Raw genomic sequence first — 21,161 nt, 5'->3', positions numbered from 1 at the left:
CTTTTACCTTAACGTTAGGATATGATCGTTGTTGGAACAAGAGAAAACAGTCCAATCGGAACTGGCCAGTCATGTCGGAAGGCTGCTAAGGGAGTCATTCGGAAAGGGGCCGCAGTCCGTCTTCGTAAGTATTCGCCGGCCTTTTGTCGTGTTCTACTTGCGCGGATTATTATCCCCCACGGAAAAAATACTTCTTGAGCAGGATCAGGTTGTCTCCATACAGCATACTAGAGACTTGCTCATGAAGACGCTTATTCCAGAAATTAAAGCGTATACTTCATTGATTGCCGGCATTCAATTTCAGGAATTTTATTATGACTGGGGATTACATAATTTAACCGGAGTATTCGTTGGGGTTGAATCGAGTGAAGACAATTTAGAAGCGATCAAACAAGAAATGTATACCGGAAAAGAAGCGCTCGAGCAAGAAATTATAGATATAAGCCATCTGGTGCAGAAAGCTCCGGAAGAAACGTATTCCTGCATGCTCAATGACCGAACGCTGCTGGTGATCCGAAACGGTATTCTCATCAGCATCGAGAAAGAGTTAATCCGGCTTGGCTTTGAAGGAAATTTGAAGCTGGCGAAACGGAATCTGGAAAAAAGCCATTTCCATAACAACAATCATCTTGAACCTATATTGGATACGAAAATAATCGATGCTTTTGTGGATTGGGACGTCCACCTTAATAAAAGCGTCATCGTATTTGTGCTAGATCCCATTCGTTAACAAAGGTAGTAATGGCCCAGAGATAGCGCTGGACATAAGCCTGGATAAAAGTTGCGAGCAGCGGCTTTTATTTAGGCTTTTTTTATTCCGGTGAGACGCCAATTAAGGGTAATTGTGGAATTATAATAACGAAGGAGGTACGGAAATTGTCTGTATCGAATGGAACAAATCAGGTAAGCGAGTCCGACCTTAAACTGGACCGGCTGGCTTCAGTCGGTCAAATCGCCGCGGGTATTGCACATGAGGTCAAAAACCCTTTAACCGCGGTAAAAGGCTTCCTCCAATTGCTTAAAGATGAGTCGCCGCACAAGTATCTTGATTACGCTTATTCGGAATTGGAAAACGCTTTATCCACGCTGCAAAATTTGTTGCATGTTTCAAAACCCGATTTAGAAAACGAACCGTTCGACTTGATCAACCTGTGTTCCGAACTGGAATCCTTATTGTATCTTTTTCAAGAAAGGTCGTATCAAGTCTCGATCAATAAACAATTCTCCGATACAGACACGAGAGTATACGGCAAAAGAAATCAGTTGAAAAAAGCGTTTTTCAACCTGATCAAAAATGCGTTTGAAGCGATTTCCGATAAGGGAACCATTACGATTAAACATTATAAATCAAACGACAAACTTATGATAACGATTTCCGATACCGGGAGCGGAATACCCGAGGAGAAAATCAACTTGCTGGGTACTCCCTTTTATACATCCAAGACGGAAGGCACCGGCATGGGGTTAACCCAGGTATTTACGACGATTTACAATCACAACGGGATCATTCGGGTCAAAAGTGAGGTTGGCGTAGGTACAGAATTTTCGGTGCAATTTCCGATTCAAACGATGACGAATCAACTAGGAGTGGTTTCTTTGAACTTAAAGTACGTTCCAGATCAGAGTTTTGCGGACTATTATACGGATAATCAGGATACTTTCTTCGAATTGCTAAAGCTGCAAGGGAAAGAACTATTTGAAATCCTTAAATCGACGTCCATCGATGCCGATTTTATTCTTCAATCCGCGAATAGGGTCGTGCTCCTGCTGAATGATCGGGATGAGCACGGATTAATCATGCATGCCAGGGAACATGGAAGGAACTGGGCAAGCCATAACCTGGATTTAATTCTGAAGCTGGATTGGATTCAAATGCTGCGCAAAACCTATTGGGATGTTCTCTTTAATTACTACTCCCATGTCGAGCAAAACCAGAAACAATTTTTCGAATTGGAGCGACAGGTTAATTTTACCTTAGATTCCTACCTGAAGCATTTTGCGTCCAGTTATTCGGAATATAAAAATGAGCTGCTTTATTCTCAGCGCGGGATTATTGAGGAGCTGTCGTTTCCGGTTATTTCCCTCTCAGATCATATCGCCATGCTCCCTGTCGTTGGTACTTTGGACACAGTTCGTGCCAAAAAAATCCAGGAACACGTATTAACTCGTCTCTATCAATCGAAAGTCAAACTTATTATCCTTGATGTATCCGGCGTCTCCTATGTAGATGCGGCGACCGTGTCCCATCTGTTGAGAATTGTGAATGCGGTTGCTATTCAAGGGTGCAAAACGATCATAACCGGTATACGTCCTGAAATTACGAATACATTGGTAGAATTAGGAAGCGATTTGCATGAAAAAGCGGAGATTAGAGGGTCGTTGCAGCAAGTTCTTGAGACATACGCCGAAAGTAATAAGCTTTAACCTTGCTAAATAGCAATAAAATTATTAAAATAAGGTTGGGTAACAGATATGACGCTCTTGCCTTATCATTTACGTGTAGGGAAACCTGCAGTTAATTTATGCAGTACCAACAAGAATAAGGATCTAGTTGGCCGTAATGAACCAGAGATTGCGCTGGACATAAGCCTGAATAAAAGTTGCTCAGCAACCTTTTATTTAGGCTTTTTTGTTGCTAAGGAAAGTTTAGGGCAAAAAACTACGGTGAATTATATTATCCTAATAATAGGGTAAAGCTATGATGTTTTTACCTAGACCGAGGTTGAGTTTTTTTGAATATGAATGAAAACCAGTTCCAAACTGAAATTGCAAGTCACATAGGGAAAATGCTCAGAGAGGCATTCGGCAAAGGGCCTCAAGCGATTTATGTAAGTATGGACCGTCCGTTTGTTGTCGTTTATTTACGGAATTTTTTGACGCCGACAGAAAAAATATTGCTGAAACAAGGACAAATCCGTACTATTCAACATACAAGAGATATCGTGATGAGGTCGTTAATTCCTGAAATCAAAGCCTACCTGCTGCTGCTAACCGGAATGAACATTCTGGAGTTTTATTATGATTGGGAATTACATAATCACTCCGGCATCTTTATCGGGCGTCAGTTCGAGAATGCTCCATTAGCATCCGGATCACAGGAGTATTATGCGGGCAAAGAGGAGCTGCATCATGAGATCAGCTGTATGAGTCACCGAATTCAAAAGAGACCGGATCAAATCTACTCCCGCATGATTAATAAGAGGACACTCCTGGTTATACGTACCGGCGTTCTGATCGACCTCAGCAAAGAATTAATTCGGCTTCGGGACGAAGAACATTTAAAGCAGGCTTTAAATCGTCTCGAGAAGAGTTACTTGCAGGACAACAAATACGTGGAGCAAATACTGCATACGAAATCCGTCGACGTTTTTGTCGATTGGGATTTTGTGCGGGATAAGAGCGTCATTGTGTTTATTTTAAACCCGATCACATGAAGTTGCGGTGAAAGTCGTATCCGTGTTTGGAGAAGGGGCTGCCCTGGGCATGCTCCTTTTTTATCCCAAACGAATTGAGTGAAAATTCAAATTTATTTTTACAAATGTATTGACATATTTGAATATGTTTAATTAGTATAATAACTAAGCGTGATGTAAATGCTTACATCATAGTTCAATCAAATGAGGTGAGCCTACTCTTAACTATTGTGTCGGAGATACCTTCAAGTTAGAGCCTATGTGTTAAAGCAAGCTCATCGTAGAGTGAAGCCGATCATTAGAACAAGGTGGAGTTTATGCAAAAGCAGGTCACCATCCACGATATTGCAAAATTAGTTAACGCTTCGGCGGCGACGGTATCGCGCGTGCTTAGCAACAGCAGTTACCCCGTCAGTCAAGAGTTAAGCGAGAAGATTAAACTAGCCGCCAAACAATTAAACTACACACCCAATATGCTGGGCAGGCAACTAAAGACGCGGAACAGCATGACGATCGGTGTCATCATCCCCTCTATCAGCAATCCGTTTTACGCAGACATCGTTCTAGGTATCGAAGAGGTCGCACGTAAATACGATCATCAGGTTTTTCTCTGCAATTCACACCAGAACCCCCAACTAGAAACCGAATATCTTCAGAATCTTCTTGAAAAGCAGGTTAAAGGTCTTATTATTTCGTCCATATCCAACCAACAAGATTTATTGGGCGATTATTTGGCGAAAGGGATGCGTGTCATCTCGATTGACCAGGCTATCGATATTCCCGACATTTATCAAATTGGTTTTGACTATCGCAAAGGCGGATACATAGCTTGCAAGCATCTAATTGACAACGGTCATCGCAAAATCGCTTTTCTATCCGCACCACTCGACCGTCCGAGCAGACGCGGGGTGTTTCAAGGTTATCAGGAGGCGCTTCAGGAAGCGGGAATCGAACCCGAGTCGTCTTGGCTGCAAATTCATCAGTTTGTAAAAGGTGAACGCTTGGGCAGCGCCGTTGAGTTTACCAACGGCAGAATGCTGGCCAGGAACATCATCCATATGGCAGATAGGCCAACGGCGATTATCACCTGCAATGACTTGACCGCTATTGGCGCGATGAATGAGCTGATGACGTACGGCGTGAAAGTGCCGGATGAAATTTCGGTAATTGGCTTTGACAATATCGAGATTTCACAGATGGTCACGCCATTATTAACAACCATCGATCACCCCAAATATGAAATGGGTCAGATGGCATGCAGCATGCTGATGGATGTGCTTCAGGGCATTCCGGTACACGTAAAGGAACAGATTTTGCAGCCTAGGCTGATTGATCGCAGCTCGGTTAAGAAACGGGTTGATTTTTAGCCTAATAGAAATCGGTTTCTATAACGCAGAAGAACAGAATCGCTGTCGTTGATCCATGAATGGACTGCGACAGAAGTTTTTCTTGCTGCCAAAAGAAATCGATTTCTATAAAGTCAGTTACCAACTTTATAGCTGAAGGAGTGGCTTCATGAAAGTGCATGTATTGGAAGATGCGCAGAAATTGGGAGAACAGGCTGCTGAGCACGCTGCTAACATCATAAACGAACTGCTTGCTAAGCAAGATAAGGTAAGACTGGTGTTGTCCACGGGAGCGTCGCAGTTCGAGACGTTGTCGGAGCTGGTGAAGAAAAACATCGAATGGAGCAGGATAGAGATGTTCCATCTGGATGAATACATCGGGCTGCCGGAATCCCATCCAGCCAGTTTTCGCAAATATTTGAAGGAGCGGTTTGTCCAGCTGATTCCGCTGGGGAAAGTCCATTTTGTCAATGGGGAGGGTAATATTACAGAGCACTTGGAAGAGCTGACCCGGGAAATCACGAAGGAGCCGGTTGACCTCGCTTTGATCGGGATCGGAGAAAACGGGCACATCGCCTTCAACGACCCGCCGGCTGATTTCGAAACAAAACAGTCCTACATGGTCGTCGATCTGGACGATATTTGTAAAAAGCAGCAGGTAGGCGAGGGCTGGTTCCCGACCGTAGAAGACGTACCTAAACAGGCGATTACGATGACCGTGCATCAAATCATGAAAAGCAGGACCATCCTTTCTTGTGTTCCTAATAAAGTCAAAGCCAAAGCCATCCGAGAATTCTTCGAGAACGATATCGATCATCGATTCCCCTCCACTATCATGAAATCACACCCCAATCTTACCTTATATCTCGACAAACAGTCCGCATCCCAAACTGACCCAAAATGGTTACTATAAGTGGTTGATGATGTTCCGTGCCATGTTCATAAGGGGGTAATGGAATGAATTACCTTAGCTTTGATCCTTTGTATAATCCGTACGGTTCGTTTCAAATGCCTGTCTACGGCAAAAAAGGCATGGTAGCGACCTCGCATCCGCTTGCGGCCCAAGCCGGGCTGGACATTCTGAAGCGGGGCGGCAACGCTGTTGACGCTGCGATCGGCGCTGCAGCCAGCTTAACGGTGCTTGAGCCGAACTCAACCAGCATCGGCGGGGACGCCTTTGCCCTTGTGTGGCATGGCGGGCGTCTATACGGGCTGAATGCAAGCGGTCCGGCGCCGAAAGGGATGTCCATCGACGCTTTGCGGCAGGCCGGGTACAGCAAAATCCCCGAGTGGGGCGTCCTGCCGGTTACCGTACCCGGTACCCCCGCTGCCTGGCAGGCATTGTCCGAAAAATTCGGGCGGCTGCCTCTGACCGAATCGCTGGAGCCGGCCATCCGATACGCAGAGGAAGGTTTTCCGCTGTCACCGGTCATCGGCTATAACTGGAAGTTATGGGTGGAACGTATCGCAGCGAAGCTAGAGGGCCAGGAGCCATTCGACGCTTTCTTCGAAACCTTCGCGCCCGGCGGTCGCATCCCTGAAGCGGGCATGCTCTGGAAATCGCCGGATCATGCCCGAACTTTGCAGCTGATTGCGCAGACCAAAGCGGAAGCGTTCTACCGGGGCGAGCTTGCCGAGCAAATAGGCGCCTTCATGAAACGTTACGACGGGTTCCTCTCACAGGAAGATTTGGCATCGTACGCCCCGGAGTGGGTTGAGCCAATCAGCGTCAACTACCGCGGGTTTGATGTGTGGGAAATCCCGCCGAACGGTCAAGGGCTGGTAGCGCTGATGGCATTAAATCTGGTCAAGGGCTTCGATTTCGCGGAAAAAGATTGTGTCGAGACTTGTCATAAGCAGATCGAAGCTATGAAGCTGTCATTCGAAGAAGGTTTCCGTTACATTACGGACAGCCGCAAGATGAAAGTCCCGGTGCAGCAATTGCTTTCCGAAGAGCATGCGAATAACCGGCGCCAGCTGATTACCGACCGGATATACAATCCGGATCTGAGCTCGCTGCCGAACGGCGGAACAGTGTATCTTGCCGCAGCGGACGGCGAAGGCAATATGGTCTCGTTTATTCAGAGCAACTATAAGGCGTTTGGTTCGGCCATTGTCATCCCGGGCACAGGCATCAACCTGCAAAACCGCGGCATGGATTTCTCCATGAATCCGAACCACGACAATGCGCTCGAGCCTGGCAAGAAGACTTACCACACGATCATTCCGGGTTTTCTGACCAAAGGCGGCCAGCCGGTAGGCCCTTTCGGCGTAATGGGCGGTTATATGCAGCCGCAAGGACACCTGCAAATCTTAATGAATACGATTGATTTTCGTATGAATCCCCAGGCGGCGCTTGATGCCCCCCGGTGGCAATGGAGAGAAAACAACACGCTGGAGCTGGAACCTTCTTTTCCTAATCATATTGCGGAAGCGTTGGCGCGAAAAGGCCATCATGTGGTGCGGGCTACCAACAGCTACGGTTTTGGACGCGGTCAAATCATTTGGCGGGATGCCGAAACCGGCGTTTATGCAGGAGCTTCGGAGTCAAGGGCGGACGGACAGGTGGCCGCATGGTGATGATCGACTTTTATCAGGTGAAGGGAGCGGGTAATTGATATGAGTAGAAAAATAAGATTTGGGATTATCGGAGCCGGCGTCATTGCGCAAGCCCACGCCAAAGCGATTGTCGGCAATCCGGATGCCGAATTGATTGCCATAGCGGATACGGAAACGGACAAAGCGCGGAGGATGGTCGAAGAATACAATATCCGCTATCAGTATTCCGATTACGAGCAGTTGCTGAAACGCGACGATCTTGATGCGATTACCGTGGCTGTACCCAGCGGGTTTCACGCCGACGTAACGATTGCGGCGGCACAAGCCGGCAAGCACATATTGTGCGAGAAGCCGCTGGATATTACAGCGGACAATATGACGCGGATGATTGCAGCCTGCCGCAAAGCTGGCGTCAAGTTAGGCTGCGTATTTCAGCGCAGGTTAGTGCCTTCCGCTATTGCCGCCAAGAAAGCGATCGAAGAAGGGAAGCTGGGCAAGCTGGTGCTTGGCGATGTTTATCAGAAGTATTACCGCAGCCCGGAATATTACCGCAGTGCAGGCTGGCGGGGAACTTGGGCGATCGACGGCGGCGGTGCATTAATGAATCAAGGCGTGCACGGCATCGATCTGATTCAGTGGCTGATGGGCGATGTGCATTCGGTTTTCGCTTATTCCGCCCCCTTGGTGCGGGATATTGAGGTGGAGGATACCGCCGTTGCGGTTGTGAAATACAAAAACGGCGCATTTGGCGTTATTCAAGGAACGACGTCGGTATATCCCGGCCAGGAGTCGCGTATGGAACTGCACGGGGAGAAAGGAACGATTATTTTCGACGATTCGGGTTTTCATCAGTGGAAGTTCAGCGATTCCGAAGAACCGATGCCCATTGTGGAGCCCCGGGTTAGCGCCAAAAACGATCCGACGCAAATTTCCAACGACGGGCATTTTGTGCTGATCAAGGATCTCATTGAGGCCATCCGCGAGGACCGCGATCCGATCATTTCCGGCGAGGAAGGCCGTAAATCGGTTGACCTGATTCTCGCTATTTATGAGTCGGCGCGAACCGGCAAAGAAGTGGTCGTCGGTCAGGCGTAACCCGTCGTGACGCTAAATGGGCTGCCTAGCGGAGCGATCGGGCAAACGCTGATCTCGCTGATCGGATCGCTTGCGGTTATGACGATCGTCGGTGTTATATTATCGCGTTTTATTTCGTCTCGCGACGAGGTGAAAAAGGTTTTTACGACGCTGATCGTAAATATCGCCATGCCGGGTCTGATCTTCAGCAGTCTGACATCGCTGCCGTTTGATGTTCATCTGCTTTGGCAGATGCTGCTCGTATTTCTTCTGTCGCTTTTGTTTCACGGGACGGGTATGGTCCTTGGGTGGACATTCAGCTTGCCGTTTGGACTGCGCCGGCAAAAGCAGAAGGAGCTGGCGGTATTGTCGGGACTGGGGAATACGGGGTTTATCGGCATCCCGTTGTGCGCGCTGTTATTTGGTCCTGAAGGAGCTCTGCTGGCTGCTGTGTACGATGCCGGGCTCGATGTTGTGCTCTGGTCTTATGTGGCGGCAGTTCTAAAGAGGAAGGAGGAAGCCGGGGCAAAAATCAGGGGCCGCCGGAACTTCAAGGCGCTACTGAATGCGCCGCTCTTGGCCATCATCGCGGGGCTGCTCGTCGCTGCCTGCGGATGGACGCCACCTGAGGTGGTGGGACGGACGGCCCTTACGCTCGGCGGCATGACCGTTCCGCTGGCGATGCTGTATATCGGTCTGATGCTGGCGCAGCTGTTTCGCACCAAACCGAAGGTGCAATGGAGACTGCTGCCGCTGCCTGCCGTGGTGAAATTAGCGATTTGTCCCTTATTGGCATGGGGAGTCCTACAGCTGATTCCGATCGCCCCAGCTACGGCTCGCGTCGTTCTGCTGCAGTCAGCGATGCCCACGATGACGCTTGCTTCCATCATCTTCGCCAAATATGGAGCGGATGAGCAACTGGCCGCAGTTGTCACTATCTTGTCCACCGTGATGTCGGTGATTACGCTCCCCTTGCTTCTTTTTCTGATTTTGTAAATCGAAGCGTGTTAGTTGACGGTATGCTCTGAAGAAGTCGCAAGGAACCTATTGATTTTGTGCAAGGAGGTCGGCACATGAGAAAACAATGGTTAGGAAAGCACTGGCTGTCCGGCGACACCATCGAAGTGGTTGCGGAAGCGGGCAAGGTGCTTTCCGTAACAGAGACGAATCAACCGGCGGAACGTTGGATTGCGCCGGGATTGATTGACGTACAGTTGAACGGAATCGGCGGTTATGATCTCAACGGATTGGATACCAGCGTGGAGACCGTCAGCCATATTGTCGATGTCCTCCACCAAGGCGGCATCACCCGGTTTTGTCCGACAATCGTCACCGGCACGAAGGAGCGTATGCTGCACTGCATCCGCACGATCAGAGAGGCCTGCGAGACCAATCCGGCCGTGGACCGGGCGGTGATCGGCATCCATGTCGAAGGGCCGTTTATCGCTTTGGAGGATGGGCCGCGCGGGGCGCATAATCGCGCCTGGGTCAGGGATCCGGACTGGCGCGAATTTCTGGAATGGCACGAAGCGGCGGACGGGCGCATCTGCAAGATCACCTTGGCGCCTGAGAAGCCGGGGGCCATCGAGATGATCCGGAGGTTGCAGGACTACGGCATCGTCGTTTCTATCGGCCATACGGCCGCCAGCGAGGAGCACATTCAGACGGCTGTGGGTGCAGGCGCGCGGATGAGCACGCATTTGGGCAACGGCGCACATCCGTATATCAAGCGGCACCCGAATTATATCTGGGCCCAATTGGCCGAGGACCGGCTCTGGGCGGGTCTGATTCCCGACGGCTTCCATCTTCCGGCCTCGACGCTGAAGGCGATGATCCGGGTTAAAGGCAGAAAAGCGATTTTAACGAGCGATGCGGTCAGTCTGGCCGGTATGCCGCCAGGTCATTACCACACACATATCAATGACAATGTCGTTTTGGAGGAAAACGGGTTTCTTCATCTGGCGGAAACGCCCGATATTTTGGCAGGCTCGGCGACACCGCTGCATATCGGTATAGGAAGAGCGGTTAAGTCGGGATGCTGTACGTTAGGTGAGGCGATTAATATGGCTACGCTTCATCCGGCGGAGCTGTTTGGTTTGGATAAAGACGGCATTGGCAAGATCGAAGCAGGTTCTCCTGCCGACTTCATATTTTATGAGCAGCAGCCTGACGGGAATATGCAGCTGCTTGAAACCGTCGTCGGCGGTGAGACGGTGATTTCCTCCGAATCCTAATAAAAGGAAGGATAAGACATGAAGACTTATGCGATTGTCGGGGCAGGCAGCCGGTGCACTTCCATGTTTGCGGTTCCTCTTTCCACTCAATTTGCGGATGTAGCAAAGATTGTCGGCGTCTACGACCCCAATCCGAAACGGGCTGCGCTGCTGCAGCAAAAATGCGGCGGCGATTTCCCGGTATACTCCAGCTTCGAAGATATGGTCGGCCAGTCGAAGCCGGACGCCGTCATCGTCACCACCATAGACCGCTATCATCACGAATACATCATTAAAGCGCTGGAGATGGGCTGCGACGCGATCACGGAAAAACCGATGACCATCGACGAGGAGAAGTGCAACGCGATTCTGGAGACCGAACGGCGGACAGGGAGGAAAGTAACGGTTACTTTTAATATGCGGTTCCGTCCGTTTGTCGTTCGCATCAAGGAGCTGCTCAAGCAGGGCACCATCGGCCAAATATTGCACGTGAATCTGGAATGGTTTCTCGATACAAGTCATGGCGCCGACTATTTCCGCAGATGGCATCGCAAAAAAGAAAACTCCGGCGGGCTGCTGATTCATAAATCGACGCACCATTTCGATTTTGTAAACTGGCTGTTGGAGGAAGAACCGGTTGAGGTCTCGGCATTCGGTACGCTGCGCTTTTACGGGCCGACCCGGGAAGAGCGGAGCGAGCGGTGTTTAACATGTAAGTATAAGCAAACCTGCGAATTTTATTACGACATCGGAAGCGATCCTTCGATCCGCGAGATGTATCTGGAGACTGAAGACGCAGACGGTTATTATCGCGACCAATGCGTTTTCTCCGAAGAGATCGATATTGAAGATTCGGTCAGCTTAAGCGCCCGGTTTTCCGAGGGGGCCACGATGAGTTATTCACTGACCGCTTATTCGCCTTATGAAGGCTTCAAGCTGGCTTTAAGCGGAAGCGAAGGCAGAATCGAAGCCGAAACTTTTCATGGCTCAGTCGGTCCTTTTGCCGGAGAAGATATCAACCGGCTGCGAATTTACAATCGCCGACAGGAAGAAATTACGGTGAAAGTTCCCCATGTCACCGGGGCGCACGGCGGCGGGGACGAGAGATTGCTGAAGATGATTTTTCGCGGGGGGTTATCCGATCCGTTAAATCAACAGGCCAGCTCCTGGGACGGCGCGCTGTCCAATGCGATCGGGTTTATGGCTAATAAGTCGATGAGAGAGGGGAGAAGCGTGTTATTTAATGAACTGGTAAAGAGGCCGTTATAAACTGAAAAATATGAGGAGGAACAAACAAAATGAAAAAGTTTCTGCCACTATTTTTAACCACGTCTCTGCTTGCCGTTTCCATTGCCGGTTGTGGTGGTGGCGAGACCGCCGCACCCAGCGGAAGCCCGGGGGGCGCCTCCAGCAGCGCTCCCAGCACTTCCGGTAAAAGCGATGCGCCGGTTACGCTGCGCTTCTCCTGGTGGGGCGGGCAAGCCCGCGCCGACTATACGATGCAAATGATCGAATTGTACCAAAAGCAGCATCCTAATGTAAAAATCCAGGCGGAATACGCTTCTTTCGACGATTATTGGAAGAAGCTTGTGCCGCAGGCGGCGTCCAATGATTTGCCCGACATCTTTCAAATGAGCGTAGCTTATATCAGCCAATATGCCGACCGCGGTCAGATAGAGGATCTTGGCCCGCATATGGACAAAGGCACGATCGATAAATCCTCCATCTCGCAAAGCTTCTTGGATGTAGGTAAATACAACGGTAAACCATATCAAATTACATTAGGTGTTAACGCGCTTGCCGTCGTATACGATCCGGCAATGATCAAAGCGGCCGGGGCGCCGGAGCCTTCCAAGACCTGGACGTGGTCCGATGTGGAAACGATCGCCGCCAAGTTGAAAGCTAGCGGCAAACTGCTGACCTCGACCATTGACGACCGCAACTTCTTTAACTTCTACCTGCGGACAAAAGGCAAAAATCTGTTCGACGAAAAAGGCATCGGATACCAGGACGACAAGATGTTCGTTGATTACTATACACGTTATCAGAAGTTGTACAATGACGGTTATTTGCTGTCGCTCGACAAGCTTGCGCAGAAGAAAGATGTGCCGGAGGACGACGAAATGGTGCTTGGCAATGCGGGGATGTCCTTCACCTGGTCCAACCTGTACGTGGCCGACTCCAAGGCGGCTAAGCGCCAGCTGGAAATGGCTCCGCCTCCGGGACCGGACATCGACAAAGGCTTGTTCCTGCAGTCCAGCCAAGGGCTGTCGGTAGCGAAAAACTCCAAAAACAAAGAAGAAGCGATCAAATTCGTCAATTTTATGATTAATGACATTGAAGGGAACAAAATTATGAAGGGGGAACGCGGTGTTCCGGCTTCTACCAAAGTGCAGGATGCAATCAAACCGCTGCTTGCGCCGGAGGACCAGAAAGTATTTGAATATGTGGCCTGGGCCGGCGGGCAAACCAAATCGAACAACCCGATTGACCCGGTAGGCGCGGTTGAAGTTACCAAGCAATTGGTCGATATGAGCAGACAAATTTTTTATAAGAAAACAACCCCTGAAGAAGCTTCGGCCAAGTTCCGTAAGGACGCTGTTTCCATCATGGCTAAAAACGCCAAATAACGGCGGCAAGCGGGCTGGGAGTACGATTTCTCCCGGTCCGTTTACATTACCTAGAAGGGGGTTGACGACAAATTATGAAGCTGCGCGAAAGCAACAATATAGTCGGCTACGTGTTTATCTCACCGTTTGTGCTTGGATTTCTCATTCTGACGATCTTTCCGATCTTATCTTCACTGTATTATTCCATGACCGACTACAATTTGATGGAGTCGCCCCGATGGGTTGGCTTAAGCAACTATGAGAAGATGTTCACGGACGATGAGCGCTTGATGAAATCGTTCCAGGTGACGTTTACCTATGTGCTCGCCAGCGTGCCGCTGCGGCTTGCTTTTGCCCTGGCAGTGGCCATGCTGCTGAATGTTACCTCGTGTGCTGTAGGGTTTTATCGCTCGACCTATTATCTCCCCTCGCTGATTGGCGGCAGTGTGGCGGTATCCATCATGTGGATTCAAATTTTCGGCGATAAAGGTTTGCTTAATTCTTTCTTTGGCCTACTGGGCTACCATACGGATGTTTCCTGGATCGGCAATCCGTCGACTGCGCTGTGGACGCTGGTTGCGCTCTCCGTGTGGCAGTTCGGTTCTTCGATGCTGATCTTTCTTGCCGGGTTGAAAAATATTCCGCAAACCTACTATGAAGCGGCCAGTGTGGACGGAGCCAACGTGTTCCATCGTTTTACGAAAATTACGCTTCCGATGCTGAGCCCTATCATTTTGTTTAATCTGATCATGCAGACGATTTCCGGTTTTATGACCTTCACACCGGCGTACGTAATTTCCAAAGGCGAAGGCGGACCGCTCGACAACACGCTGTTGTATTCGCTGTATTTATACCGCAGGGCATTCAGCTTCATGGAGATGGGCTACGCCTCCGCGATGGCTTGGGTCATGCTGGTAGTCATCGCGATCATTACGTATGGCATTTTTAAATCCTCCGCCTACTGGGTCCATTATGAGTCGAAAGGAGACTAGTGCGATGCTGTCAACCAATCTGCGAAGCAAACCGTTAGCAAGCAGCGGCACCGGCCGAAGAAGCGCCTTTCCCCTCAAAATGCTCGTCTACCATGTAGGTGTCGGAGGGCTGGCGCTGCTGATGATTTATCCGATCGTCTGGATGGCTGTCAGTTCGCTCAAGCCTAATACGGAAATTTTCGCAACCGCCTTTAATTTGATCCCAAGCACACTGGAGTTTCACAACTATGTAACCGGGTGGAAGGGATTTGGTTCGGTCAGCTTTACGACGTTTTTCAAAAATTCCTTTATTATCGTGATTCTTTCCACCATCGGAGCCGTAGCATCGTCCGCCCTGGTGGCCTACGGCCTCGGCCGGATTCCGTTCAAAGGCAGAAGCTTCTGGTTCGGCTGCGTCATGATGACGATGATGCTGCCCCACGATGTGACCATTATTCCGCAGTATATTATGTTTTCGAAGATGGGTTGGATCTCGACGTTTAAGCCGGTCATTGTCCCGCATTATTTCGGGACTCCTTTCTTTATCTTTATGATCATGCAGTTCATTCGGTCGATCCCGCCGGAAATGGATGAGGCGGCCAAAATGGACGGCTGCAGCAAATATTCGATTTTCTTCCGGATTATCGTGCCGCTCATCGTGCCTGCGCTGATTACGGCAACCATCTTTTCGTTCTACTGGCGGTGGGACGATTTTATCAGTCCGCTGCTCTACTTGAACAAACCGGAGCTATATCCGGTGTCGCTTGCGTTGAAGCTGTTCCTGGACGCCGATTCGCTTAGCAACTGGGGCGGGATGTTCGCCATGTCGACTCTGTCGCTGCTGCCGGTTGTGCTTATCTTCTTTTTCTTTCAAAAGTACATTGTGGAAAGCGTCACGACCAGCGGGCTAAAGGGATGATCCATATCGTATATTTTGGAGGAGGTCATTTATGAATACAAAGATGTTCTCAATTATTGGCTGCCGGCATGCCCATATCAGCATGTTTATCAACGAAATGCTGGAGCTTGGCTACAGCTGTGCGGGCGTATACGATGCAGATGAGCCTTCTCTTGCGAATAAGCTGTCGGACCAGTTCAGCATCCCGCGTGTAAGCGACCCGGATGTGCTGTTATCACCGAAAGTGCAAATTGTCGGTTCTTCCGCAATAAATAGCAAGAAGATCGATATCATTGAAACCTGCGAACGGCACGGCAAACATATTATGCTGGATAAACCGATCGTCACTTGCCGAGATGACTTTAACCGGCTGGAAGCGTTGTTCAAACGCAGCAACATCGAAGTGGGCATGCTGCTGGTGTCGCGGCAAAGAAAGTCGATTTATACGCTCAAGCAGATGATGGACGCGGGTGAGTTGGGCGAAATCACCAGCATTACGATGCGCAAACCGCACAAACTGTCTCCGGCTACACGGCATCCTTGGCATTTCTCCAAAGAGCAAAACGGCGGCATTATCATCGACCTGCTGATCCACGACTTCGATCTGCTGAGGTGGCTAACCGGCCGGGAAGTGATTGCAACTACCAGTCTGATGGGGAAACATATTTTGCCTGAGTATCCGCGGTTTTACGATACGGCCGCAGCGCAGGTGTGCATGGAGGGCAATCTGATCGCCCAGTTATATGCGGATTGGCATACGCCGGAGCAGTGCTGGGCGTTCGGCGATTGCCGCATCTTTGTCACCGGAACGAAAGGAAGCGTGGAGCTGAGATTGTTCGGAGACCCGGCGGTATCGATGGAGCAGCTGCTGTTCAAAATGACACACCAGGAAAAATTCCGCAAAGTGGAGCTTCTGGAGGCGCCGTATACGGTGGTCGAGGATTTTATCCATCGCGTGGAGGGCAAATCTTACGAGATTTCGCACCAAGACTTGCTGCTGGCGAGCAAAGGGGTCATTGAAGCCGACGAACAGGCGGTTATTGCCGTTTAGCTTTTGATTACTGAAATGTCCGCTATTAGCGGATATTTGAAGTTTAGAAGCGGCAAAACTAGTTTGACCGGCACATGCATGGGGCAGTTACATTCAATGATAAACAGAAACATGTGTTCCCCTCCGCATGAACCTGATGGCTCTTCGGGTATACTGGTTTCATTGGATGCAACAAGAAAGGGCTGGCGAGAGGAATGGATCATCCATATGTACTCTTACCCGAAGAAGCGGTGCCACATGGTTTGCAGCATTGTGAGCGGTGTGAGCTGGCCAAGCAGCGGACTCGTGTGATTTGGGGGGAAGGGAACCCCGAAGCCCGGCTCATAATGATCTTGGATAATCCCGGAGCCCGGGAGGACCGGCAAGGAAATTCGTTTCTGTGCGGTACTCGCGAAACACTCCAGCACGGCATGAGGGAAGCGGGTCTGGAGATAGATTCGGTTTATGTTACCTATTTGCTTAAATGCAGGCCAATCCGTGCCTACAATAAGCCGGAGGCCAGGGATGCCTGCTTAACGCACTTACAGATGCAGCTTCTAGAGAAGCGGCCGCTTGTATTATTTGGATTCGGAAACGTGGTGGCTGAAGCATTATTCCCAGGGCGGGAGAACGCCAGTGTGAAGGAATTGCGAGGGAGCTGGCATGAGTTTCAGGGGATTCCCGTCGGGTTTACTTATCATCCGCTTGCTGTCAGAAGGCGCCCTAATTTAATGAGGTTTTTCGTGGAGGATCTGGTAGCACTTAAGAAAAAGTGGGAGAACGTCCAGTGAAAGGAACCTTTCTGTAGACGTGCAGCGTGGCCGTCATGATAGCTGTCCAAATAAGTTTACAAAGAAAACAGGACCGATTCTCATCGGCCCTGTTTGACGATCTTATTATTTGATTGTATATGGCAGTTTGAATGTCCACAGCTCGGTGCCGTTGGTTGGAAGCGTGCTGTCGATGCCGAAATCATTGTCGTTGACGATGGCCAACGTATTGCCGTTCACAAGCGATAAACCTTCGATTTTCTCGTACGGGAATTTGAACTCAACCGAATCTAATATCGTGCGTTTGGAGACGGGCATAATGCCGCTTGCTTTCAGGTCTGCAATCTTCATCTGCTCCAAAGATTTGCCTGCGGCTGTTGCATCGTCATATTTGCCGAGGATGTTCGTTGCAGTCGACAGATCGACCGCATAAATACGCTTCAATTGCGCTTTATCGCCGGCAAATTTGTCACGTTCGTCGATCAGCAGCGTGTTTTCATTAACGGCCACCATGTCGGAAAGGACGATGTCGCCTTGGGCCAAATCCTTATATGGCGATGCATCCTCCAGGATGTACACGTATTCCGCAACCGGGTTCAACGTCGCCAGATCGAACTTGATGATGCGTACTTGGCGGGAGTTGTCCATCGCCTTGTCAGGGTTGCGCAGCGCATTTTGCATAGCCATATACATATATTTGCCGTCCGGTGTAATACCTACGGATTCTGCGCCGCGGTTTTGGCGAAGCTTATTGTATACGGCAGGCAGCGTTTCGCGGGCAGGGACAAGCGGAGTCGCTATTTGAGCAGCCCAGCCTTTTGGTACAATCCGCTCAATGATCGTTCCGTCGCGTTTGACGTGTACGACCGACGGGCCGTATTCATCGGAAATCCAGAAGGTGTCGTCACTCGAGTTGTATGCGAGACCTTCGATATCCAAGCCGTATGGATCATAGGACAGCTCTTTCTCTGCTTTCCCATCGTAAGGCGCTTCGTCGCGCCCTTTAATATTCGGGAGCCCGCTGATTGTCGATTTGCCGGTCACAGGGTCCGTACCGTTGAGTTTCAATGGGAACTGATCGAGAATCTTAATTTCGCCGTCGGCGATTTGAATTTTATAAATGGTAGGTACGTAATCTTGAATAGGGAATGTGCGGCGCGTAACCCCATTGACATCGATTTGGCCGTTCGGTCCGCGGTCGGCTGTCGAATAAAACACATTGTCGGGGTCGCCTGAAATGTGCGTCAACGAGGAACCGACGCCCATTTTGATACCTTCGGCCAAGTTAGGCGCGTTCAACGAATATTTGCCGGTCAACACGGGTTTGTCCGTCAAAGCTACGCTGCCGCGGAATTCGTCCCAATCCACATATTTGCCCAGCGATTCGCTTAAGGCGCGAACCGGAAGGTAGAGGCTGCCGTCAATATTGACCGCCGGTGCGGCTGGCGAAACGGCTTGTCCGTTGTTCGAATACTTAATTTGATCGTTTGTTGTTCCGTTCACATTCGCTGCGCTTGCGATGCTTGTACCCGTAGTAAGGGCCAGCACGGCGGATAAGGTAATGAGCCATTTTTTCATGCTTAGTATGAACTCCCTTCAAGTTCTTAAGTAATGATCTTAAAGAAAAGTTTACCAGGGTATTGTAAAAATCAAGGCAGATTCTTATTATTTTTTTGTAAAATCCGGGGTGATGAAATAATGTGTTCACATACACCAGTTTTTTCTATGGGATTCTCAAGCCGCAGGGGTGGCAAAGCTCCTTGAATCGTATTACAATAAGTATTGTAAACACAGTGTCAAAACAGTGTAACGGATCGGATAAAAAAACATCGAAAAACCGACAGGATGTTCGATATGCATGATATGGAAGCAATAAGTCGATAATAGCTCACTGCGATCACGATCTTGGCAAAAGCCAGTAAAAGTGCTTGATTTTCGAGCTGTATTGAGAATTTATCTGCTTTCAAATAGCATGTAACTATCATATAATGGTAGTATCTTAATCTATAATTCATAATGATTCGGTCTGAATCAGGTTATAAGGAAAAGGTGTGTGACTTCGTCGCACCCTGGTTTTGCCATGGAGCTTAAACGGGAGCGGCTTCATCTTTTCTTCAAATATTAGCAAACAAGGGACGGTAAACATGAGTGACAGACAATCCAAAACAGACGTTATCTTAATTGGTGCTGGCATTATGAGCGCGACTCTAGGGGCCATGTTGAAAGAATTGGTGCCTGACTGGGAAATCAAAGTGTTTGAGCGGCTTGCAAGCGCAGGGGAAGAAAGCTCTAACGAGTGGAATAATGCGGGAACAGGGCATGCGGCACTGTGCGAGCTGAACTATACCGATGAGAAACCAGACGGTACCGTGGATATAAGCAAAGCAATCAAAATTAACGAGCAGTTTCAGGTTTCGAAACAGTTCTGGTCTTATCTTGTAGAGCGGAATTTGATCAGCAATCCGCAAGACTTTATCGTACCGCTGCCTCATATGAGCATGGTGCAGGGGAAACAAGATGTCGCTTTTCTGAAGAGGCGTTTTGAAGCGATGTCCAGCAATCCGTTGTTTCAGGGGATGGAATATTCCGATGACCCGAAGAAGCTGATGGAATGGATTCCGCTGATCATGAAAGACCGTAAATCCAATGAACCTATAGCGGCGACAAAAATTGACTCCGGCACGGATGTTAACTTTGGCGCTTTAACGCGTATACTGTTCGATCATCTAAAAAATCAAAACGTCGACATAAAATTCAAACATAATGTCGATGATATTAAACGTACAAACGATGGTTTGTGGGAATTGAAAGTGCGGAATATCGACACCGGTATAGCGCAGCGTCATTGTGCCAAATTCGTCTTTATCGGCGGCGGCGGGGGCAGCCTGCATTTGCTTCAAAAATCGGGCATTCCGGAAGGCAGGAATATTGGCGGATTCCCGGTCAGCGGCTTGTTTATGGTTTGCAACAACCCGGAGGTTGTCGCCCAGCATCACGCCAAGGTATACGGCAAAGCGCCTGTCGGCGCTCCTCCGATGTCTGTGCCGCATCTGGACACAAGATTTATCGACAACAAAAAATCATTGTTGTTTGGACCGTTTGCCGGCTTTTCGCCTAAGTTTTTAAAAACCGGCTCCATGTTTGATTTGATAGGCTCCGTTAAGCCTAATAATGTCGTGACCATGCTGGCGGCAGGGGTGAAAAATGTTCCTCTGACGAAATATTTGATCCAGCAAGTGATGTTATCGAAGGAAAAGCGTATGGAGGATTTACGGCAATTTATCCCCAACGCCAAAAGCGAGGACTGGGATCTGCTTGTAGCGGGTCAACGTGTGCAGGTTATTAAAGATACGGCAGCCGGAAAAGGAACGCTTCAATTTGGCACCGAAGTCGTCAGCGGCGCCAACGGCTCGATCGCTGCATTGCTGGGGGCATCTCCAGGCGCTTCCACGGCCGTTTCCGTCATGCTTGAAGTCATCAATAAATGTTTCCCGCAATATATTAAAGCTTGGGAGCCGAAAATCAAAGAGATGATTTCATCTTATGGTGTATCGCTTCTGAAAAATCCGGAGTTGATTGAGGAAATTCATACATCAACTTCACGTACGCTTGGTCTGAACCGTCAGCTGCAAACCGTGTAACCAACAAATATAACCGGCCTTTGTCCTGTGATCCAGGGGACAGAGGCCGGTTTCTTTTTAGCTGGGGTAATGCTGAATTAGCCGAGAAAGGCTTCAATGGTTCGGTGGAGGGCTGCTGATCTTACGAAGCAGTGCAGCGAGCAGATTGGTCTCTTCTTGAGTGAGCCCTGCGGTAAGGCTGCGGCTGATCTCCGTTAGAATCGACTGCAGAAGAGGAGCGAATTCAAGGGCCTTGGCTGTCGGATAGAGCAGCGAAGAGCGGCGGTCCTTGGGGTCCGGCCTTCGCTCGATGTAGCCGGCCTCCTCCAGATGCTTAACTGCGCGTGCGGTAGTCGCTTTATCGTATTTGGCCTCATTGGTCATTTGATCCTGTGTAATCCCGGGCCGGATCAGCACCAGCTTAAGGAAGTTATATTGTCCGCCGCCGCCAATGCCGTAAGGCAGCAATTCTTTGGCAAGCGTCTTCTGATTCTGCCGGTAAAGCTGAGAGATCAGCTTGCCGACAGGTTCTAATTCCTCGTCCATCCGTCACACCTCTTTGCGATCATATTTACTGCCGTCAGCATCTTACATAAAATAGTACAACAAAGTAGTTGCGCATGCAACTAAAATGAGGTACACTAGGTTCGGGAATTTA

18 protein-coding genes are annotated in these 21,161 nt (G+C 49.4%); 16 read left to right on the top strand and 2 right to left on the bottom strand.

The features are described 5' to 3' along the window. Positions 1-31 precede the first annotated feature (31 nt). The 15 genes from EYB31_RS17930 to EYB31_RS17860 all read left to right on the top strand — a co-directional run bounded on the left by EYB31_RS17930 (position 32) and on the right by EYB31_RS17860 (position 16,904). Positions 32-730: a Na-translocating system protein MpsC family protein gene (locus EYB31_RS17930; protein ID WP_131014743.1), complete on the top strand. Its 699-nt coding sequence runs from the start codon at positions 32-34 to the stop codon at positions 728-730. A gap of 146 nt (positions 731-876) precedes the next feature. Then, complete coding sequence (locus EYB31_RS40935) at positions 877-2,424, top strand: ATP-binding protein (protein ID WP_131014742.1); 1,548 nt, start codon at positions 877-879, stop codon at positions 2,422-2,424. 314 nt (positions 2,425-2,738) lie between these two features. Continuing rightward, positions 2,739-3,434, top strand: coding sequence for a Na-translocating system protein MpsC family protein (locus EYB31_RS17920; protein ID WP_131014896.1), 696 nt, complete (start codon positions 2,739-2,741; stop codon positions 3,432-3,434). A 296-nt stretch (positions 3,435-3,730) separates the two neighbouring features. Further along, positions 3,731-4,780 (top strand): LacI family DNA-binding transcriptional regulator, encoded by a 1,050-nt coding sequence (locus tag EYB31_RS17915; protein ID WP_131014741.1) that lies wholly within the window; start codon positions 3,731-3,733, stop codon positions 4,778-4,780. Positions 4,781-4,928: 148 nt separating this feature from the next. Then, positions 4,929-5,672 (top strand): glucosamine-6-phosphate deaminase, encoded by a 744-nt coding sequence (locus EYB31_RS17910; RefSeq protein ID WP_131014740.1) that lies wholly within the window; start codon positions 4,929-4,931, stop codon positions 5,670-5,672. Positions 5,673-5,716: 44 nt separating this feature from the next. Further along, positions 5,717-7,339: a gamma-glutamyltransferase family protein gene (locus EYB31_RS17905; protein WP_131014739.1), complete on the top strand. Its 1,623-nt coding sequence runs from the start codon at positions 5,717-5,719 to the stop codon at positions 7,337-7,339. A gap of 39 nt (positions 7,340-7,378) precedes the next feature. Further along, positions 7,379-8,413: a Gfo/Idh/MocA family protein gene (locus EYB31_RS17900; RefSeq protein WP_131014738.1), complete on the top strand. Its 1,035-nt coding sequence runs from the start codon at positions 7,379-7,381 to the stop codon at positions 8,411-8,413. A gap of 6 nt (positions 8,414-8,419) precedes the next feature. Continuing rightward, positions 8,420-9,388 (top strand): AEC family transporter, encoded by a 969-nt coding sequence (locus EYB31_RS17895; RefSeq protein ID WP_131014737.1) that lies wholly within the window; start codon positions 8,420-8,422, stop codon positions 9,386-9,388. A 77-nt stretch (positions 9,389-9,465) separates the two neighbouring features. Continuing rightward, positions 9,466-10,626 (top strand): N-acetylglucosamine-6-phosphate deacetylase, encoded by a 1,161-nt coding sequence (locus EYB31_RS17890; protein WP_131014736.1) that lies wholly within the window; start codon positions 9,466-9,468, stop codon positions 10,624-10,626. Between the two features lie 18 nt (positions 10,627-10,644). After that, positions 10,645-11,874 (top strand): Gfo/Idh/MocA family protein, encoded by a 1,230-nt coding sequence (locus EYB31_RS17885; RefSeq protein WP_131014735.1) that lies wholly within the window; start codon positions 10,645-10,647, stop codon positions 11,872-11,874. 29 nt (positions 11,875-11,903) lie between these two features. Further along, entirely contained in the window at positions 11,904-13,235 is a 1,332-nt protein-coding gene (locus EYB31_RS17880) for an ABC transporter substrate-binding protein (protein WP_131014734.1), read from the top strand. A 74-nt stretch (positions 13,236-13,309) separates the two neighbouring features. After that, positions 13,310-14,206 carry a carbohydrate ABC transporter permease gene (locus EYB31_RS17875; protein WP_131014733.1) on the top strand — a complete coding sequence of 299 codons (897 nt, stop codon included), beginning with the start codon at positions 13,310-13,312 and terminating at the stop codon, positions 14,204-14,206. Positions 14,207-14,285: 79 nt separating this feature from the next. Beyond that, a complete protein-coding gene (locus EYB31_RS17870) occupies positions 14,286-15,104 on the top strand; it encodes a carbohydrate ABC transporter permease (protein ID WP_240762561.1) in 819 nt (272 codons plus the stop codon). Positions 15,105-15,135: 31 nt separating this feature from the next. Beyond that, positions 15,136-16,134, top strand: coding sequence for a Gfo/Idh/MocA family protein (locus EYB31_RS17865; RefSeq protein WP_131014731.1), 999 nt, complete (start codon positions 15,136-15,138; stop codon positions 16,132-16,134). A gap of 194 nt (positions 16,135-16,328) precedes the next feature. After that, the gene (locus EYB31_RS17860; protein ID WP_131014730.1) at positions 16,329-16,904 is read left to right on the top strand and encodes a uracil-DNA glycosylase; all 576 of its coding nucleotides are present in this window, start codon (positions 16,329-16,331) and stop codon (positions 16,902-16,904) included. A gap of 105 nt (positions 16,905-17,009) precedes the next feature. Here EYB31_RS17860 and EYB31_RS17855 read toward each other — a convergent pair whose 3' ends face one another. Then, positions 17,010-18,461: an esterase-like activity of phytase family protein gene (locus EYB31_RS17855; protein ID WP_131014729.1), complete on the bottom strand. Its 1,452-nt coding sequence runs from the start codon at positions 18,459-18,461 to the stop codon at positions 17,010-17,012. A gap of 566 nt (positions 18,462-19,027) precedes the next feature. On the opposite strand from EYB31_RS17855, the gene EYB31_RS17850 reads away from it, so the two are divergent. Beyond that, on the top strand, positions 19,028-20,524 hold the full coding sequence (locus tag EYB31_RS17850; protein WP_131014728.1) for a malate:quinone oxidoreductase: 1,497 nt from the start codon (positions 19,028-19,030) through the stop codon (positions 20,522-20,524). A gap of 93 nt (positions 20,525-20,617) precedes the next feature. On the opposite strand, the gene EYB31_RS17845 is transcribed toward EYB31_RS17850, so the two are convergent. Then, a complete protein-coding gene (locus tag EYB31_RS17845; RefSeq protein WP_131014727.1) occupies positions 20,618-21,049 on the bottom strand; it encodes a MarR family winged helix-turn-helix transcriptional regulator in 432 nt (143 codons plus the stop codon). Between the last annotated feature and the right edge of the window lie 112 nt (positions 21,050-21,161).

Origin of the sequence: Paenibacillus thalictri (assembly GCF_004307995.1) — a bacterium.
GTDB classification, from domain to species: Bacteria; Bacillota; Bacilli; order Paenibacillales; family NBRC-103111; genus Paenibacillus_AF; species Paenibacillus_AF thalictri.
This window is presented reverse-complemented; position numbering and strand designations above follow the sequence as displayed.

Bases quoted from the DNA above. Each gene is read 5' to 3' on its own strand.
- EYB31_RS17920 (WP_131014896.1), top strand. From the start codon at position 2,739: ATGAATGAAAACCAGTTCCAAACTGAAATTGCAAGTCACATAGGGAAA.
- EYB31_RS17915 (WP_131014741.1), top strand. From the start codon at position 3,731: ATGCAAAAGCAGGTCACCATCCACGATATTGCAAAATTAGTTAACGCT.
- EYB31_RS17910 (WP_131014740.1), top strand. From the start codon at position 4,929: ATGAAAGTGCATGTATTGGAAGATGCGCAGAAATTGGGAGAACAGGCT.
- EYB31_RS17905 (WP_131014739.1), top strand. From the start codon at position 5,717: ATGAATTACCTTAGCTTTGATCCTTTGTATAATCCGTACGGTTCGTTT.
- EYB31_RS17900 (WP_131014738.1), top strand. From the start codon at position 7,379: ATGAGTAGAAAAATAAGATTTGGGATTATCGGAGCCGGCGTCATTGCG.
- EYB31_RS17890 (WP_131014736.1), top strand. From the start codon at position 9,466: ATGAGAAAACAATGGTTAGGAAAGCACTGGCTGTCCGGCGACACCATC.
- EYB31_RS17885 (WP_131014735.1), top strand. From the start codon at position 10,645: ATGAAGACTTATGCGATTGTCGGGGCAGGCAGCCGGTGCACTTCCATG.
- EYB31_RS17880 (WP_131014734.1), top strand. From the start codon at position 11,904: ATGAAAAAGTTTCTGCCACTATTTTTAACCACGTCTCTGCTTGCCGTT.
- EYB31_RS17875 (WP_131014733.1), top strand. From the start codon at position 13,310: ATGAAGCTGCGCGAAAGCAACAATATAGTCGGCTACGTGTTTATCTCA.
- EYB31_RS17870 (WP_240762561.1), top strand. From the start codon at position 14,286: ATGCTCGTCTACCATGTAGGTGTCGGAGGGCTGGCGCTGCTGATGATT.
- EYB31_RS17865 (WP_131014731.1), top strand. From the start codon at position 15,136: ATGAATACAAAGATGTTCTCAATTATTGGCTGCCGGCATGCCCATATC.
- EYB31_RS17860 (WP_131014730.1), top strand. From the start codon at position 16,329: ATGGATCATCCATATGTACTCTTACCCGAAGAAGCGGTGCCACATGGT.
- EYB31_RS17855 (WP_131014729.1), bottom strand. From the start codon at position 18,461: ATGAAAAAATGGCTCATTACCTTATCCGCCGTGCTGGCCCTTACTACG.
- EYB31_RS17850 (WP_131014728.1), top strand. From the start codon at position 19,028: ATGAGTGACAGACAATCCAAAACAGACGTTATCTTAATTGGTGCTGGC.
- EYB31_RS17845 (WP_131014727.1), bottom strand. From the start codon at position 21,049: ATGGACGAGGAATTAGAACCTGTCGGCAAGCTGATCTCTCAGCTTTAC.